The organism is Burkholderia sp. BCC1644, from assembly GCF_902833225.1.
Lineage (GTDB): Bacteria > Pseudomonadota > Gammaproteobacteria > Burkholderiales > Burkholderiaceae > Burkholderia.
The window spans coordinates 26468-43593 of record NZ_CADFEI010000022.1 but is presented as its reverse complement, the minus strand read 5'-3'; the positions used below and the strand labels follow the sequence as shown (position 1 = coordinate 43593).

Genomic DNA, 17126 nt, shown 5'->3' with positions numbered 1-17126 from the left:
AAATCAAATGGGGATCGAGCGCACGGCACGGCCTGTTATGCTGCGCACTGCATGTCCGCGTCATCCGTCCGATTCGCCATGCAGCACGTGACGGCGAGCGCAGACCGCATCGAATTGCGCTGGACGAGCCGATGCGCCGCATCGGGAGGTGCAGACCGCCACCCGTCGTTCATCAAAGACCGCGCGTTTTGTTCAGTGCATTCCCGGCTGTCGGTCAATCACGCCTTCAACGACAAGAACCGCCATTTCATGACGCCCCGACTTCTCGCCGCGTTCGTTGCCGCGGCCCTGGGCTGTACCGCCCTGCCTGCCGCCCGCGCACGCACCTATGTCGCGCCGACGGTGTCGTTCGGCAAAGGCGCCTACGTTCACCGGTTCGTGCTGCGCGACCCCGTCACGCACCAGCCGCTGCGGAACGCACGGTACCGGCTGCTTTTGCCCGGACAAGTGATCGCAGGGCTGCCTCCTCGCGAAGCCGGCGGCGACAGCGTCGTATTCGGCACGACCGATGCTGCCGGACGCACCGTGCGGATCCGTCTGTCCTCGCGCCATCCCGACAGTCAATGGGCACTTCAGCCCGTCGTCGGCGAAGGCGACAGCGGCGGGACCTTTCGGGTGATCGACGAAGATACGGGGCAGCCTTACGGCCCTTATCCGTATGTCCTCGACGTGATGGGGGAATACCTGGTCTGCGGGCGCGTCGATGCCAACGGATACACCGTCTTCGCGCAGTCGCACATGGACCGCAAGCTCATGTTGAATCGCACGGTATTACGCGCGCCCGTGGACACCGACTGGTGTGCGGGGCCCGGCACGAACATCGCCAACCGTGCTCGCGATCCGGGCGCCCCCGATCTCTACACGCAGTATCTCGGCAGCCTGGTCGCCGACGGCCGGCACCTCGGCAGGGCACTCCGGCAACGCATCGCGGCCAAGATGGTCGCGCTGGCGATTGCCGAACGGGACGAAGGCCGCATCGACACCGCGCTCGACATAGGCCAATTCTCCGACGATCTGCTGAACGGCGTCGGCTACGACCTTGTCAATGCCGGCCTGAAGATCGATCGTGCATTGGCGATGATCGATGCGCGGCTGGCGAAGTCACCGAACGACGCGTACGCGCTCGACAGCAAGGGCTGGGCGCTGTATCGGCTCGGCCACAGCGACGAAGCGCTGACATGGTTCGACCGCTCGATCGCGATCTTCGCGAAGGACGGCGACACGGACAAGGACGCGCGTGAAGCGCATGCGACCGGGCTGACGCACAAGGGCGAAGTGCTGTGGAAGCAGGGCCGAGAGGATGAAGCGCGTGATGCGTTCGCGCAGGCGCGGAAGATTCAGCCGGAAAACGCGGACCTGGAAGAAACGTTGATGCGGCTGAACGTGGACACACGCCCGGACGGCGCGTCAGCGCCCGGCACGAGCGGCCCGTAATCTCACCGGAAGCGGTGCTCATCAGAACAACGACGTCACTGCTGACAGGGATCGTCGCGGGACAGCATATAGACATGCCCCGACGCGTGTGCCATCGCATGACCGTTGGCGGCAAAGCGCTGCCTGGTGTTCGACATCATCGCAAGGACGACTTGCGACTGATCGATGCCCGGCTTCCCCATCAGCTTTCTGACGCACTCAAGCGTGCGGAATACGCGCGTCAGCCCTTCGATCGCGCCGGCACGCGTGTCGCCGTGCATCATGAAATCGCGCTGGGCAGCCGCGTAACGCCGCATCGCCGCGCGCTGCATCGGGTCCGGGTATTGATCGTCGATGTATTTCCGCACGTCGTCGCGGATGCCATCACCCTGCGAGTCGATTCCGCCGATGGTATCGGTGAAGTCCGTCGAGTGATCGGCATAGCGGTCGGCTGCCGAATGTTGCGCGGGCCTGCCGGAAGCGCTCGCCGCCGACGTACCGGACGCCGCTTGCGAACCGAAGCCGGCCGGCGCCGCCGCGGTGTCGGCCCGAGGCAATACAGGCAGCGCGGCCGCGCCCATGATGACGGCGGCGGCCGCAAGGTCCCTCGTTTTCATTGTTGTCGTGCTCTCGTTGTTGTTGTCGTTCTTCGAGCACTATAGTGCCTGCACGCGTTCCTTCAAGAAGAGAGGCGCCCTCCCGCGTCACTCCTCGCCTTTCGCGCCCGGATTGAGCATCACGACGAAGCCGGCCACGCCGACGATCAACGCGATCGCGCCGCCGCGCAGCGCCATCGTCTCGTCGAACAGCAGCCCCGTCACGACGGCCATCATCCCGGCGAGCGACACGAACACGGCGATCGCCGCGACGACGATGCGGTACTGGCGGCGTATCATCGCGCGCTCGCCGCGTTACGCTGCTGCTGCCGCCGGCTCGTCGGCGTCGTCGCCGCGAATCAGCAGCACCGGGCAGTTCGAGCCGCGCACGAAGCGCTCGGCGACGCTGCCGAGCAGCACGCGCCGGATGCCGCGCCGCCCGTGCGTGCCGACCACCGCGAGATCGATGCCGCGCTCCTTCACGTAACGCTGCAGGCGCTCCGCGATATCCTCGCCGATGCTCTCGGTCTCGACGAGTTCGGCCTCGCCGTTCGCGCCGGCCAGCGCGATGATCTGTTCGGCTTCGCGCAGCACCTTGCGCCCGTCGTCGCGGATTTCCTCGACGAGCGCGTGCGGATCGAAACGGCCCGCGTAAGTGAACAGCACCGACTTGTCGACCACATACACGACGCTGACGTGCGTATCGCCCGCCAGCGCCACCTTCACGGCCTCGGCAAGCGCCTGTTTCGACGAAGCGCTGCCGTCGACGGCCACCATGATCTTTTCGTACATGCGAACCTCGCTGGGGTGAACTGCCGCGCGCGATATCGCGCGCGGCCATGTCACCATCATCGGCCGGCGACGGATTCGGATGTTGACGACCGTCAACCCCGGCCAGAACCGTGCATGTGGCAAAGCGACGCAACGTGAGACTGGTCCATTGCGTTTTCTGCAACGCGGCGAATTGGGCCGGCGACAGGCCCGCCGAGGGGCTTTCGAGCGGCCATCGTGCCGAAGGCGCTATCATCGACTCTGCGACTTTCGTCCGGCCCCTTTTTGCCGGCCCCACTTTCAACTCGCTCAACCGACATGACAACGACTACCGAACGTGTGGACGGCGCCGCCCAGCATCTCGTCGCCGCCCGCCATGCCGGCTCGCCCGGCCCGCTGTTGCCCGATGCGCTGCGCCCCGAGGACGTCGAGACCGCACTTGCGATCCAGCAGCGCGTGGCCGACCTGCTCGGCGAATCCGTCGGCGGATGGAAATGCGCGCTGCCGCCGCCCGACCGCGTGATCCTCGCGCCGATCTTCGCGTCGACAATCCGCGAAGCCGATGCGCCGTACCGCGTCGTCGGCGGGCCGATCGTGCGGATCGAACCGGAAATCGCCTTCGTGCTCGATCGCGACCTGCCCGCGCGCGAGCGGCCGTATGAAGAAAGCGACGTGCGCGCGGCGATCGGCGAAGTGCGCATCGTGCTCGAGATACTCGGCTGCCGCTATGCGGAGCCGGCGCGCGCGTCGAAGTTCGAGCTGCTGGCCGACGGGCAATTCAACCAGGGGCTGTGCGTCGGCCCCGTCGTGCCCGACGGGCTGAACGTGCCGCTCGCGACGCTGGCGCTGTCGTTCGAAGGCGCGCTGAACCGCACGATCGACGGCCGTCATCCGGACGGTGATCCGCTGAAGCCACTCGTGTGGCTCGTCAATTTCCTCGCGGCGCGCGGCGATGCGCTGCGCGCCGGGCAGATCGTGACGACCGGTTCGTACGCGGGCGCGATCGACGTGCCGCTCGGCGATGCGCTGACGGTCCGCTTCGGCGAACTCGGCAGCCTGTCGGTGACGTTGACGGCGTAACGGGTCAGGCGCGTGGCTGCCCGGACACGGCACCGTGCGCCTGCCACCCGCCGTGATAACGTTGCAGATCGTCGCGCGTTCCGGCCCGAATGCCGCGCACGCGAACCGCTTTCATGCCGATACCCGCCATGCCGCTGACACCGCTGCCCGCCCTGCTCGACGAAACCCTGCGCGTCGTCGCTCGCCGCTACCGGCTGCCGCCGCTCGACAGCGCGTCGTCACTGACCGGCGCCACGAATCCGGCCACCGCCCTGGCGATCGTGATCGAGGAAGCGCGGCGGATGCGCACGGACGGCCAGTCGCCCGGCGCGGCATTGCGGCAGCATTTCATCGATGCACTCGCGCAGATGATCCGCGACGCGATGGATCCTCAATCCGGCGATCCGTCCTTTCAGGCATCGGTGCTGCGGCACGATGCACCGAGCGTGCGCGAATATGCGTCGCTGGCCGCACACGCCGAGCAAGACCGGCGCGCGCTGTACTCGGCCGTCAATGCGATCGCGCACCCGGCCAAACTCGAACGCAGCGCGCAGACGTGGCAACGCGACGGGCTCGCGCAACTGCATGCGGCCGCAACCGCCGCGTCGTGGGCCGATCTTCATGCGACGCTGCAGCAACTGCTCGCCCTGCCCGCCATGACGACCGACGCCGCGTTCGAGCAGGACATCGTCAAGCTGAAGGACAGCCCCGCGCTCGAGCGCATGTTGCGCCTCGACGTGCTGGCATCGGACGACGACGTCCGTCGATACCGCGCGCTGTGGATCCGCCAGGGGCCGCTCGAAGGCAGCACGATCGCGGTCGCGCAGGGCGTCGCCTCCCAGCAGCGTGGCGCGGCCGTCGAGGCGCTGGCGGCGCTGGCGCTGGACGCGTTGGCCGTCAGGCTCGATGCGGTGGACGGGCAGCGCACCTACCGGGTGGTCACGTCGATGCGCGTGCCGTCATCGATCCCCGGCCGCCACGACCGCGCAAAAACCGAATGGGACGCGATCCTGCTCGAACGCGCACGAAGCGATGACGCGACGTCCGCATGGAACGTCCGCTTCCTCGTCGAAGCGAAGGCGTCCGCCGATGCCGCGACGACCGATTTGCCGCGGCTGCTGCGCGGCCTGAACCTGCTTGCGCAGGCCGACCCGGACACGGTCTATGCGTTCGAGACGCACCAGGGCACGGTGCGCGTGCATGGCGCATCGCTCCGCGCGCTGACGACCGACGACGCCGCGCTGCCACGTGAAGTGCTCTATTGCTGCGACGCCTCCGCGGACGCGACGCCGCGCCTGCTCGGCGCCGCGAGCCGGATGCAGCTGCTGTCGGCGCAGGCGAGCCTCGAATACGCGAGCGCGCTCGCGCAACAGCAGCCCGATGCCGACCCGGACGGCCTCGGCGTCATCTGGCACGCGCTGCTGACGCTGCCGCAATGGCATGCCGTGCTGCATCAATACCCGTCGTTGCGGCAGGTCCGCGAACTGATGGTCGCGATCGACGACCTGCGTGCCGCGATCGGCGATGCCGATGACGGGGACGTCGCCAGCAGCGTGTGCGCGTGACGGACGAGCGGCACCGGCCGCTCAGTTGGTGAGCACACCGAACGGCAGCGTCCACCCCGCCAGCCGGCCGCCGTCGCCCCACCGCGCGTCGGCCGCATCGAACGGCAGGAAGACCGGCGCGGCCGCGTACTCGAGCGTTTCCTTCGGCGTATGGCCGAATTCCGCCTTGAACAGCCGGTGGAAATACTTCTCGTCGGGGAAGCCGTGCGCCCAGGCAATTTCGGCGATGCGCTGGTGCCGGCGCTGCGGATCGCCGAGCACGTGGTACGCGTGGCGCAGCCGCCGGCGCGTGACCTGCCGCATCACGCCGCCTTCCTCCTTGAACAACTGGTAGAGCCGCGCCCGCGATACGCCGATGTCGCGGCAGATCCGCTCGGGCGTGAGGTCGGGCTCCAGCAGATGCACGTCGATGTAGCGCCGGACCCGGTCGACCAGCGCATGGTCGATCGGGCCGCGTGCGTCGTTCAACGCCTGCGCGGTCGGCGCAACGGCCGCGGCCAGCAGCAGCAGCATCGACTGGACGATGCTCGGCACCTCGTGCGTACGCAGGTTCGGCAGGTTCCGGAACAGCGACAGCATCTGGTCGCCGACCAGGCGGCCCACGCCGCTCGTCAGCGTCTGGCCGTGCGCCTGCGCCGCATGGCTCGGCAACAGATATCTGGGCACGACGAGGCTGATCACGTCGCCGGCGTCGACCCGGCAGTCGTTGATCTGCGCGACGTCGTAGACGAACAGGTCGCCGGCGCGCTTGACCAGCTCGGGGCCACCGGTATGACTCGCGAGCCGCCCGCCGAGCAGCAGCGTGAAGCGGATCGAATCCTGGCCGTCGAGCCGGATCCGCCGCGGCGTCCGGCGGACCGTATAGGTCGGCGCGCGCGAGCGCCATTGCCGGCCCGACAGGATCAGCGGGCCGAGTGCCGCACCGCTCGCCTCCGCGTCGAACGGGCCCAGCCCGCCGTCGTCGTCGAGCCGGTAGTCGCACAGCATGTCCTTGACCCAGACGTGGAACCGGTCCGGCTCGGGATAGTCGATCGTGCGAAACTTGAAAACAGGGACGAATGCCGCTTGATCCATGACAGTTTTTTATCGAACCGGTGGAAAAGGAGGAATCGGTTCGTCGATTATCGGACCAAATTGCGCCGGCGCAAGGCCGACGCGGCATATCGTCCACTCAAGCAGTCGACCGGCGCCCGGTGACGGGCGCCGTCGACACCGCGGCCATCAGCGTTGCGGATGGCATTCCCAGTTGTTGTACGTCGGCCGATCGATCGGCGTGAGCCCCGGAATCATGAACACCGTGCAGCCGAAACGCCGCCCCTTGCCGGTCGTCGCGTCGTAACTCACCTTCTGGCCGCCCAGCCCGTCCTTTTTCCCGTACTGCACGTTGGCGATGCTGATTTCGTCCGACGACGCGAGCCCGAGCGTCTTCGCGGTCGACGTCTGGACGTCGATCATGTTCATCTGCGTCGTGCCGCACGCGGACAGCACGAGGCCGGCGACCGTGATGCCCAGTGCGCTCCTGGCGGTGCTATGCAAGATTCTTTTCATGCTCTCTCCTTCAAATTCCCGATGCGAACCCGTTACGAGCCCGGCGTATAGAAACTGGCCTGCACCTGGCTGCCGATGCTCGGGACATACGACAGCCAGGCGAGCGCCATCGCCCCGGTCGCGTTGACGGCCAGCGCCGGCCACGACGCGCTTTGCGCCGCCACCGTCGACGCGCTCCACGCGCCCTTCCGGTAGCTGGCCGCGATGACGGCCGACGCACCCGGCAAGCCCGTGTCCTGCCATGCGGCCGTCACGTTGCCGGCCGCATCGATCACGAGCGGCGGGTACTGGTTCGCCGCGCCGTTCAGGTGTTCCGTGAGCCGCTGCAGCGGCCCCCAGTTCCCGCTGGCATCGGACACGCTCACCTGCAGGGCCGCGCCGCCCTCCGCCCACATCGCAGCGGCCACGCCGTTGTCGTTGACGGTCAGCATCGGCGTTGCGACGAAACCCGTCGGCTCCACGATCGCCGGCGCAACGGGCTGCGCAGGCTGCCACCCGGTTCCGGACACATAGCGTTGCGACATCGTGGCGGTGTAGATCTTCCCGCCGGTCACGTCGATCTGCCCCCAGAGCAGCGTGATGTTGCCCTTCGCGTCCATGCCGGCCACCGGCGAGATGATCGTCGTGAACAGGCTCGTGTTCGATACGGCCTGATTGACGTTGGTCCAGCCGTTGGTCGCGTCGTACGTGGCCGTCCACAGCGCCGAGTGCGTATGGTTGGTCTGCCGCCACGCGAGCACGGCACGGCCCGACGACAGGACCGAGATCATCGGCCGCACGTTGTCGGTGTCGCCGGTCACCGCGCCCGGCCCGCTCTGCACCGGCATCTGGATCACCGCCGCCGGCGACCACTGTCCGGCCTGCGTGTAGCGCGACCAGGCGATCCGCGTATCGAGCAGGCTGATCGACTGCGTCCACGCGACGAGTGCGTTGCCCTGGTTGTCGATCCCGGCCGAATAGGTCGAACCCGTCACGTCCGGCACCAGTTCGAACGCCGCGCCCCATCCGCCGGCCGGGCTGTACGGGCGCGCCCATAGCGCGTACGTGTTGGGGCCCGGCATCCATTCGGTCCAGAACGCGACGGCCTGCCCGCTCGCGTTGCCGACCAGTTGCGGTGGACTCGAACTCGTGGTGTTCATCGAATGCGAGCCGTCGCCGGTGTCGAGCCGTGTTGCGCTGCCCCAGCCCGATCCCGCGACATAACGCGCGCCCCACATCTCGTTGCCGTTCGCGCCGGCCGGGCCATTGGTCATCCAGGTCGCAAGCGCGTTGCCGCTCGCGTCGATCGTCACGCTGGGATCGCCCTCCGGCCCCTTGCCATCCACCGCGGCAGCCTGCGACCAGCCGGCCTGCGGCTGCGTGGTGCCGCCGCCCGTCGGGCCACCGCTCGAACCGCCGCCGGGCGAGGTCGGCCCGGAAGGCGAGCCGGGATTGTTCGGTGTCGACAGCGACGCGCCGTCGTTCGGCGCGACGTCGTCGCCGCCACATGCAGTCAGCGCGAGCGCGGCTGCCATGACCATCCATGTAATGGGTTTCATCGGAATCCTCTTGTTTTCATTTTCCGGCGCACGCTCATGTTCCGTTTGCCGAAACAACGCATGGCATTTCTCTCGAATTAATAAGCAATGCTATTGATAAGGCATGGAAACCGGCATCCGTTCGCGCCCCCGTCATGATCGACTCCGTCGTGCGGATCGATGCGAACGCCGCTTTCGGCAGGCCGCCCCCGTCGGGCAGCGAGGACGACGACAGGTCGTCTATCGTCGGATGTCCGTCACTGCCGGCTGCATCTTAATTCAGGCAGTCCGGATTCAAGGTGGCGTTGCGTCCACACTGAGTGGACTTCCATTTCGCCCGGCGGCGAGCGACGCCACCGGCCGGCCCGCGCATCCCGGCAACCGTTGCCGCGCGTGCGGTACGATACGCGCCGGGGCGACGCGCCCCGCCTGAGAGACCCGGCCGTCGCGGCCCCCTACCCAGCACAAGAAAAATGCCAAGCAACCCATTGCTGCACCGAAACCTGTTCGCCGCGCTGGCGGCCAGCCTGCTCTGGATGCCGGCCGCCCATGCCAGCGGCGACGACGGCTGCTACGCACCGACCACACTCCGGCAGCCCGGCTACTCGTGCGCCAACCTGCCGATGCTGAGCCCGGCCAACGACACGCGTGTCAACGCGATGCTGCTGATGGCCGACAGTGCCAAGGTTGCGCAGGTGTTTCCGGACCCGAAGGCCATCCCGGCGAAAGACCGGATCAACCAGATCATCGTGCCGTTCCCGATGGATTTCTCCGGCTGGATCGATATCGGCCAGAAGGAGCCCGAGAAGACCAGCGGCGCGGCGGATGCCGATGCATCGTCGAACCGGTACGCCGACGGCGAAGGCAGCATCTGCCGCAGCATGAACGCGGGCGCCGATGCGTTCGACGACGCCCTGACCGGCGCCGGCGCCGGCGGCCTGCCCGCCGACGAAGCCACGCGCCTGCGCGCGGCGCGTACCGACATCGCGCAGAAGACCTGTGCCGCCGGCGGTGCGAGCGCCGCGTGGACCAAGCCGCCGGTCAAGTCGCCGCTCGGCCAGCAGTTCGCCGCGTACCTCGACGGCACGAACGCGTTCTACCGCGCCGACTTCCTCACCGCTACCCAGTCTTTCGCGAAGGCTTCGCACAGCGCGAACCCGTGGCTAAAGGAAACCGGACTCTACATGGCCGGGCGCGCGCAGCTGAACGCCGCGCAGGCCAACGTGTTCGACAACGACAGCCCGACGCCGACGCGCGCGCGCGTGGCGAAGGTGTCGCTCGACGCCGCGAATACGGTGTTTCGCACCTACCTGAAGGTGTATCCGCAAGGGCGCTATGCGGTGTCCGCGACGGGGCTGTTGCGGCGTGTCGCATGGCTCGGCGGCAACGTCACGCAGCAGGCCGACCTTTACGGGCACGCGCTCGCGCGCTGGTCGCCGGCGACGTCGAACGTGCCGCTGATGCAGCTGGCGAACGAACTCGACAGCAAGCTGCTGTTCGGACCGGAATTCGACGCGCGCCAGATCCAGTCGCCGACCGTGCTCGCGACCGTCGACCTGATGCGCATGCGCGTGTCGGACAGCGGCGATTCGAGCAGCAGCAAGCCGATTACGCTGGACGAGCTGCAGGCGCAGAAGCCGCGCTTCGCGAACGCGCCCGTGCTCCACGACTATCTGCTCGCGACCTGGTATGTCCAGGTCGGGCACAAGCCGGATGCCGCGCTCGAACTGCTGCCGCAGACGCCCGCCGCACCGCTCGACTACTTCGGCCTGAGCCAGCAGGCGCTGCGCGCGTTCGCGCTGGAAGACAGCGGCCAGAGCGACAAGGCGCGCCAGCTGTGGCGCGACCTGATCCCGCTCGCGAAATTCCGCTTCCAGCGTGAAGCGCTGGAACTCGCGCTCGCGATCAACCTGGAGCAGGCCGGGCTCGTCAACGACGTATTCGCCGACGATTCGCTCGTGCAGAACGCCGCGATTCGTGCGGTCCTGCTCAGGCGCGCGGCCAATGCGGACCTGCTGCGCGCGCAGGCGCAAAACCAGGCGGCCGGCGGCGCGCTGCGCGACACCGCGCTGTACGCGTTGCTGTACAAGGAACTCACGCGTTCGCACTACGCGGAGTTCATCGCCGATACCGCACTGGTGTCCGGCACGCCGGCCGATCCGCTGAAGCCGTTCATCGCAGCCGGCCCAAAGAAGGACGACGGCTATACCTGCCCGTCCGCGCGCGACATCGCGACGACACTCCAGCAGAATCCCGCCGACGCGAAAGGATTGAACTGTCTCGCCGATTTCGTGCGCCTCAATCCGCTCGTGGCCAACCTCGAAGGCGATTCGGCGCCGTGGGCGCGTTACGTGGCGCCGTCGAGCACCCCACGCACGCCGCCGCCGACCCTCGGCAACGCGCCGTCGCAATTCGCGGGCAAGCCGTACGAACGGATGTCGAGCTACGTGACGGTCATGGCCGACGCGCAGGCGAACCCGAACGACCGCGCCTACGCGTTCTACCGCGCGATCAAGTGCTATGCGCCGGCGGGCAGCAACGAGTGCGGCGGCAAGGAGGTGCCGAAGAACACGCGCAAGCGCTGGTTCGACACGCTGAAGACCGCCTATCCGGGCAGCCCGTGGGCGCAGAAGCTCCGCTATTACTGGTGAGCGCCGCATGAAGCGCATCGCGTGCGTCGCACTGTTGCTGGCCGCACGCGTCGCGCTGGCCGGCACCGTCGATGCCGCCCGGTACGACGCGTTCTGGCTGTGGGCGGGCGTAAAGCCGCAGGCGGTCGTGCGCGGTGCGCACACCGTCTACGTGCTGCAAGGGCAGATCGAGGCGGCGCCGCGCGACGAGATGCAAGTCCGCGTGATCGCGCAGGGCGTCGCGCTGCCGCCGGCGCCCGACGCGCGCGTGTGGCTCGTCTATCGCGCGCATACGCTGCGCTGGACGCCGCGCGTCACGCAGATCATGCTCGCGCAGCTCGAACGCTGGCGCGCATCGGGCCGCACGATCACCGGCATCCAGATCGACTTCGATGCGCGCACGCGCCATCTGCAGGATTACCTCGAATTCCTGCGGACGCTGCGCACGAGCCTGCCCGCCGATTGCCGGCTGAGCATCACGGGGCTGCTCGACTGGAGCAGCCGCATCGATACCGACCAGGTCAACCAGCTCAGGGGCATCGTCGACGAGGTGGTCGTGCAGACCTATCAGGGGCGCCGCACGATTCCCGACTACGCGGCCTACCTGCCGCGCGTCGCGCGGCTGCAACTGCCATTTCGCGTCGGCGTGATCCAGGGCGGCGAGTGGGACGCGCCGCCGTACCTCGCGTCGAATCCGTGGTTCCGCGGCTACGTCGTGTTCCTGCGCAACGGCTAGCGGGTGGAAACGTGCGGACGGCGAGCCGGTACGCGCACGGGCGTCAGTCCGGACGCGGCGAACTCGCGTCGACGTACACCCACGCCGAGACGCCCGATTCGAGCACGACGCGATCGCGGCGATAGGCGGCGACTTCATAGTCGTCCGCGTGCCGCAGTTCCTCGCGCGTGATCGCGAACACGGCGCCGGTCACGCGGTCGCCGGCCCGGCCCGTATAAGCCACCACCGGATGATGGGTCTTCCCGCTCGTCGCGACCACTGCCGGATCTTCGATCTTCAGCATCGTCATCGCGTAGCCGGGCATCGCATCTTCATGACCGTCGAGTTTGCGGCCGAAGGTGGCGAGCTGCACCTGTTCGAGTTGCAGCGTGCCGTAGGAAAAAAGATGCTCGGAGAAAGCCGGATCGGTGCTGGACATGATGAATCTCGATGGAAGAAGTCGGGGCAAACGAAGCGTAACGCAGATCGCCGAGGCACTACGCGGCTCCCGCGATCGTGCGGGCGAGCCCCGCGAGCGCGATCACGAGCAGCGCGAGCGCCGACGCTGCGGTGATCCAACGCTGCTTCCGGTGAATCAGCGGATGGTTGATCGCGGCCATGTAGCCGGTCAGGATCGTGAAATCGACCGCGATCCACAGCGCGGCCAGGATCGCCAGGCTCACGCGCGCGTCCGGCGTAATCGCGACGAATTGCGGAAAGAACGCGACGAAGAACAGCAGGTCCTTCGGATTCGCGATGCCGACGAGAAAGCCGCGCACGACGCCGGGCAAACCGCGCGGTTGTGAAACCGCTTCACCCGCCGCTGCGCCGCCGCTGCCGCGCCTGCGGCCGGCGCGCCATTCGCCGAGCAAGGTGCGGATCGCCAGCACCGCGATGAACACGCAACCGATCACGTGCAGCCCGTCGAGCAGGCGATCGCTGACGAGCACGACGCCGAACACCATCAGCATCGCGCCCGCGATCATCACGAGGCTTGCGGCATTCGCGCCCACCGCGGTCAGCATGCCCTGACGGAAGCCGCGTCGCGCAACGGTGCCCGTCACGAGCATGACGACCGGGCCCGGCGTCGCGATGAGCAGCACGATCGCGGCAAGATAGGCGAACAGCAGCGGGTAATGGAATGGCATGACAAAAAGTTGTGCTATCGATTGATGGACGGGCCGGTCACGGTGGCATCATGGAGGTCCGGCACACCAAATTTCACCGTGTTCTGGAGTATTGCGCGTCCGGGCCACTGCTGAAAAACGGAAAATCCTGCCACATCACATGAGTTTTATTCATATTCGAAACCCATGAAGGCCAAACCGCTCCCGCCCGTCTACGCGCTGCGCGCATTCGAAAGCGCCGCGCGCACCGGCTCGTTTACGCTTGCCGCCGAGGAACTGAGCCTGACGCAAAGCGCGGTCAGCAAGCACGTGAAGACGCTCGAGACCTACTTCGGCCGGAAGCTGTTCGTCCGGCGCGGGCCGAAGATGACCGTGACGGCGGAGGCGCATATCTTCGCGTCGGGCCTGAGGCGGGGCTTCCGGCAAGTCGAGGAAGCGTGCATGCTGTTCCGGACGCAACGCGACGTGCTGCGGCTCAAGGCGCCGTCGACGCTCACGATGCGCTGGCTGCTCGACGCGCTGGCCGCCTTTCGCGCCACGCGGCCGGCCTTCGAAGTGCAGATCGCGAGCGTGTGGATGGATGTCGATACGGTCGATTTCTTCAGCGAATCCTACGATTGCGCGATCCTGCTCGGCACCGGCAGGTTTGGCGAAAGCACGCACTGCGTGAAGTTGTTCGACGAATGGCTGATACCGGTGTGCTCGCGCGCGACCGCAACGGCCGCACGTGCGAACCCGTCCGCGTGCGAGCTGATCCACCCGTCGCCCGACCGGCGCGACTGGCGCCGCTGGCTCAAGGGCAGCGGCCACGATCTGGACGTCGATATCACGCGCGGGCAGGTGTTCGACATGCTCGAACAGGGGATGGCAGCGGCGATCGCCGGCCACGGGATTTCGATCGGCGACCTCGCGCTGTGCGCGAAGGCCATCGACGAGAAGCAACTCGTGCTGCCGTTCAAGACGGCCGTCAGCACCGGCGACGCGTACTACCTCGTCTGGCCGGAAGACTCCGGCAAGGTCGCGCAGGTGCGCGAGCTGCATGCGTTTCTGGCCAGCCGGATGCCGCGCCTGACGCGTCCGGGCGTCCGCTTCAACGGGATGGGCTGAACCATGCGGCAGGCGATCCGATCGCCTGCCGCCCATCACGGCGCAGCCCGCCCAAGCGGGCATGCGCCCGACATCGTTATGCCTGCACGAATGCCAGCAGGTCGGCGTTCAGGACGTCCGCGTTGACCGTCAGCATCCCGTGCGAATAGCCCGGGTAGGTTTTCAGCGTGCCGTTCTTCAGCAGCTTGACCGACTTCAGCGCGGAATCCGCGATCGGCACGATCTGGTCGTCTTCGCCGTGCAGCACGAGCGTCGGGACGGAGATCGACTTCAGGTCGCCGGTCTGGTCGGTTTCCGAGAACGCCTTGATGCCTTCGTAGTGCGCCTTCGCGCTGCCTTCCATGCCCTGGCGCCACCAGTTGCGTATCACGCCCTGATGCACGGTTGCACCTTCCCGGTTGAACCCATAGAACGGGCCGCTCGGCACGTCCAGGAAAAACTGCGCGCGATTGTCGGCGAGCGCTTTCCGGAAGCCGTCGAACACCTCGAGCGGCAGGCCTTCGGGGTTCGATTCGGTTTTCAGCATCAGCGGCGGCACCGCGCTGACCAGCACGGCCTTCGCGACGCGGCCAGCCGGCTCGCCGTGCTTCGCGACATAGCGCGCGACTTCGCCGCCGCCGGTCGAGTGACCGATGTGCACGGCATTGCGCAGGTCGAGCGCTTCGACGACCGCGAATGCGTCCGCGGCGTAATGATCCATGTCGTGGCCGTCCGAGACTTGCGCCGAGCGGCCGTGGCCGCGCCGGTCATGCGCGATCACGCGATAGCCCTTCTGCACGAAGAAGAGCATCTGCGCATCCCAGTCGTCGCCGGACAGCGGCCAGCCATGGTGGAACATGATGGGCTGCGCGTCCTTCGGGCCCCAGTCCTTGTAGAAGATCTCGACGTGATCCTTCGTGGTGACGTATGGCATCGCGATTGACTCCTGTGAGGTGGATGAACGTGGCGCACTGGCCGACGGCCATTATCGGACATTATTGTGAAACCACGATGCCACGACGCGCCGCGATGGCCGATCATCCACCGGCAGGAAATGAACGGCGCCGTTGCGTCGCGCACCGCGCGCGTCAGCCGTCCGTCGAGACCGTCACGGCCTCCCATGCGCGGATTTCGTCGTCCAGCGCCGACAGCTTGTTCCGCACGAGCCGCAGCGCATCGCTGCCGAGCAGCAGATGCGCGGGCGGGTGGTCGGCTGCGATGACGGCGAGCATCGCCCGCGCGGCCTTCGCGGGATCGCCGGGCTGCTTGCCGCTCTTCTCCTCGCGCGCCTGACGGATCGGATCGAAGAGCGCGTCGTAGTCGGCGATCGAGCGCGGCGTGCGCGCCATCGAGCGGCCGGCCCAGTCGGTGCGGAACGATCCCGGCGCCACGGCCGTCACCGCGATGCCGAACGGCTCGAGCTCCTTGCCCAGCGTTTCGGAAATGCCTTCAAGCGCGAATTTGCTGCCGCAGTAGTAAGCGATGCCCGGCATCGTGATGTGGCCGCCCATCGACGTGATGTTCAGGATGCGCCCGCGCCGGCGTTCGCGCATGAACGGCACGACGGCCTTCATCATCGCGACCGCGCCGAACACGTTCACGTCGAATTGCCGGCGCATCTCCGCGAGCGGCGCTTCCTCCATGATCCCTTCGTGCCCGTAGCCCGCGTTGTTCACCAGCACGTCGACGGGCCCGACGTTCGCCTCGATCTCCGCGACGACGCCGTCGATGCGGTCGAAATCGGTCACGTCGAGCACGCGCGCGAATGCCGCCTGCGCGGACAGCGCTTCGAATTCCCGCGCCGCCTGCGCGCCTCGCACCGTACCGACCACCGTGTGACCGGCCGCCAGCGCCTCCTGTGCCAGCGCGCGGCCGAAGCCGCTGCTGACGCCCGTGATGAGCATGATGTTGCCGGATGCCATGTGTGCTTCTCCCGAATGTCGATTGGAGCATGCATACTAGTCTGACGATCGACGTCGATTAAGCCCGATTCCACTGATTTTCTTGCACAAAACTATGAGTGCCGCCCCCACCTCACCTCCAGCGCCATCGCTGCCGCCGCGCGACCGGAAGCGCATGGTGACGCTGCTGCGCACGCTGGCGCCCGACGAGGGCTACAACCTGACGGCACTGCCGAGCGTGCGCATCCTGCGCTCGAACCGCGCGCTGTCGCGCACGCCGGTGCTGTACGATCCCGGCATCGTGATCGTGTGCCAGGGATCCAAGCGCGGCTACTTCGGCGGCGAGCGCTACCTGTACGACGAACACCACTACCTGGCCGTGTCCGTGCCTGTCCCGTTCAGCATGGAGACCGACGCGACGCCCGAGCGTCCGCTGCTCGCGCTGTACCTGCACCTCGATTTCACGCTGGCCGCCGAACTCGCGGCGCAGATCGACCGCGAAGGCAGCGCGGAACCCGTGCAGGCGCCGCGGAGCATGATGTCGACGCCGATGGATCAGACGATGCACGCATCGGTGCTGCGTTTCGTCGAGGCCATGCACCGGCCGCTCGACGCCGCGGTGCTCGGCCCGGCGCTGCTGCGGGAGTTGTATTTCCGCGTGCTCACCGGCGCGCAGGGCAGCGCGATGCGAAGCGCGCTCGCGATGCGCGGGCAGTTCGGCCGGATCGGCCGTTCACTGCGCGTGATCCACGCCGACTACGCACAGCCGCTCGACGTGTCGCAACTGGCCGACGAAGCCGGCATGAGCGTGCCGAGCTTTCACAGTCACTTCAAGGCGATCACGCAGGTATCGCCGATGCAATACCTGAAGTCGACACGGCTGCATCAGGCGCGGCTGTTGATGGTGCGTCAGGACCTGACGGCGGAGGCCGCCGGCTACGCGGTCGGCTATGCGAGCCCGTCGCAGTTCAGCCGGGAATTCAAGCGCCTGTTCGGCCTGACGCCGGCGAAGGAGACGCAGCGCATGCGCGACAGCTTCGCGATTCCGGAAGCATTCGAAGATGCGGTGTTCGTGTCGTCGCATTGACCAGGGCACCTGGAGCGGCCCGAATACGATGCCGTCGCGCATGGCAGGACGATCGACAACGATGCGGATGCCACGGCAAAAGCCTCGTGCAGCGGCACCCGCGAGCCGTTC

General features: G+C 67.4%; 17 protein-coding genes. 7 read left to right on the top strand and 10 right to left on the bottom strand.

Features of this window, described 5'->3' with window-relative positions; genetic code table 11:
• Positions 1-78 precede the first annotated feature (78 nt).
• Positions 79-1434, top strand: a complete 1356-nt coding sequence (locus HWX87_RS32235; RefSeq protein ID WP_244137799.1) for a hypothetical protein — start codon at positions 79-81, stop codon at positions 1432-1434.
• Positions 1435-1469: 35 nt separating this feature from the next.
• On the opposite strand, the gene HWX87_RS32230 is transcribed toward HWX87_RS32235, so the two are convergent.
• The 3 genes from HWX87_RS32230 to HWX87_RS32220 form a co-directional block, all read right to left on the bottom strand.
• Entirely contained in the window at positions 1470-1994 is a 525-nt protein-coding gene (locus tag HWX87_RS32230) for a hypothetical protein (RefSeq protein WP_176050992.1), read from the bottom strand.
• 123 nt (positions 1995-2117) lie between these two features.
• Positions 2118-2309 carry a DUF2964 family protein gene (locus tag HWX87_RS32225; RefSeq protein ID WP_176050991.1) on the bottom strand — a complete coding sequence of 64 codons (192 nt, stop codon included), beginning with the start codon at positions 2307-2309 and terminating at the stop codon, positions 2118-2120.
• Between the two features lie 15 nt (positions 2310-2324).
• A complete protein-coding gene (locus HWX87_RS32220; protein WP_176050990.1) occupies positions 2325-2801 on the bottom strand; it encodes a universal stress protein in 477 nt (158 codons plus the stop codon).
• A 297-nt stretch (positions 2802-3098) separates the two neighbouring features.
• Between HWX87_RS32220 and HWX87_RS32215 the strand changes: the two genes are divergently transcribed.
• Together HWX87_RS32215 and HWX87_RS32210 are read left to right on the top strand one after the other, a co-directional pair.
• Positions 3099-3860 carry a fumarylacetoacetate hydrolase family protein gene (locus HWX87_RS32215; RefSeq protein WP_176050989.1) on the top strand — a complete coding sequence of 254 codons (762 nt, stop codon included), beginning with the start codon at positions 3099-3101 and terminating at the stop codon, positions 3858-3860.
• Between the two features lie 128 nt (positions 3861-3988).
• Positions 3989-5404 (top strand): 3-deoxy-D-arabino-heptulosonate 7-phosphate synthase, encoded by a 1416-nt coding sequence (locus HWX87_RS32210; RefSeq protein ID WP_176050988.1) that lies wholly within the window; start codon positions 3989-3991, stop codon positions 5402-5404.
• A 21-nt stretch (positions 5405-5425) separates the two neighbouring features.
• On the opposite strand, the gene HWX87_RS32205 is transcribed toward HWX87_RS32210, so the two are convergent.
• From HWX87_RS32205 to HWX87_RS32195, 3 genes are all read right to left on the bottom strand, one after another.
• Entirely contained in the window at positions 5426-6478 is a 1053-nt protein-coding gene (locus tag HWX87_RS32205; protein WP_176050987.1) for an AraC family transcriptional regulator, read from the bottom strand.
• 147 nt (positions 6479-6625) lie between these two features.
• On the bottom strand, positions 6626-6952 hold the full coding sequence (locus HWX87_RS32200; protein WP_176050986.1) for a hypothetical protein: 327 nt from the start codon (positions 6950-6952) through the stop codon (positions 6626-6628).
• Between the two features lie 32 nt (positions 6953-6984).
• Positions 6985-8490 (bottom strand): hypothetical protein, encoded by a 1506-nt coding sequence (locus tag HWX87_RS32195; RefSeq protein ID WP_176050985.1) that lies wholly within the window; start codon positions 8488-8490, stop codon positions 6985-6987.
• Between the two features lie 452 nt (positions 8491-8942).
• Here HWX87_RS32195 and HWX87_RS32190 point away from each other — a divergent pair, with 452 nt between their 5' ends.
• Positions 8943-11120, top strand: coding sequence for a hypothetical protein (locus tag HWX87_RS32190; RefSeq protein ID WP_176050984.1), 2178 nt, complete (start codon positions 8943-8945; stop codon positions 11118-11120).
• Between the two features lie 7 nt (positions 11121-11127).
• The gene (locus HWX87_RS32185; RefSeq protein ID WP_176050983.1) at positions 11128-11835 is read left to right on the top strand and encodes a DUF3142 domain-containing protein; all 708 of its coding nucleotides are present in this window, start codon (positions 11128-11130) and stop codon (positions 11833-11835) included.
• 43 nt (positions 11836-11878) lie between these two features.
• Here HWX87_RS32185 and HWX87_RS32180 read toward each other — a convergent pair whose 3' ends face one another.
• Both HWX87_RS32180 and HWX87_RS32175 read right to left on the bottom strand, forming a co-directional pair.
• The gene (locus tag HWX87_RS32180) at positions 11879-12253 is read right to left on the bottom strand and encodes a gamma-glutamylcyclotransferase family protein (protein ID WP_176050982.1); all 375 of its coding nucleotides are present in this window, start codon (positions 12251-12253) and stop codon (positions 11879-11881) included.
• Positions 12254-12311: 58 nt separating this feature from the next.
• Positions 12312-12962 (bottom strand): LysE family translocator, encoded by a 651-nt coding sequence (locus HWX87_RS32175; protein WP_176050981.1) that lies wholly within the window; start codon positions 12960-12962, stop codon positions 12312-12314.
• Positions 12963-13127: 165 nt separating this feature from the next.
• Here HWX87_RS32175 and HWX87_RS32170 point away from each other — a divergent pair, with 165 nt between their 5' ends.
• Positions 13128-14048: a LysR substrate-binding domain-containing protein gene (locus HWX87_RS32170; RefSeq protein WP_176050980.1), complete on the top strand. Its 921-nt coding sequence runs from the start codon at positions 13128-13130 to the stop codon at positions 14046-14048.
• A gap of 76 nt (positions 14049-14124) precedes the next feature.
• Here HWX87_RS32170 and HWX87_RS32165 read toward each other — a convergent pair whose 3' ends face one another.
• Entirely contained in the window at positions 14125-14961 is an 837-nt protein-coding gene (locus tag HWX87_RS32165) for an alpha/beta hydrolase (protein ID WP_176050979.1), read from the bottom strand.
• Positions 14962-15115: 154 nt separating this feature from the next.
• A complete protein-coding gene (locus HWX87_RS32160) occupies positions 15116-15949 on the bottom strand; it encodes an oxidoreductase (protein ID WP_176050978.1) in 834 nt (277 codons plus the stop codon).
• A gap of 94 nt (positions 15950-16043) precedes the next feature.
• Between HWX87_RS32160 and HWX87_RS32155 the strand changes: the two genes are divergently transcribed.
• Positions 16044-17015, top strand: a complete 972-nt coding sequence (locus HWX87_RS32155) for an AraC family transcriptional regulator (protein WP_176050977.1) — start codon at positions 16044-16046, stop codon at positions 17013-17015.
• The last annotated feature ends 111 nt before the right edge of the window (positions 17016-17126 follow it).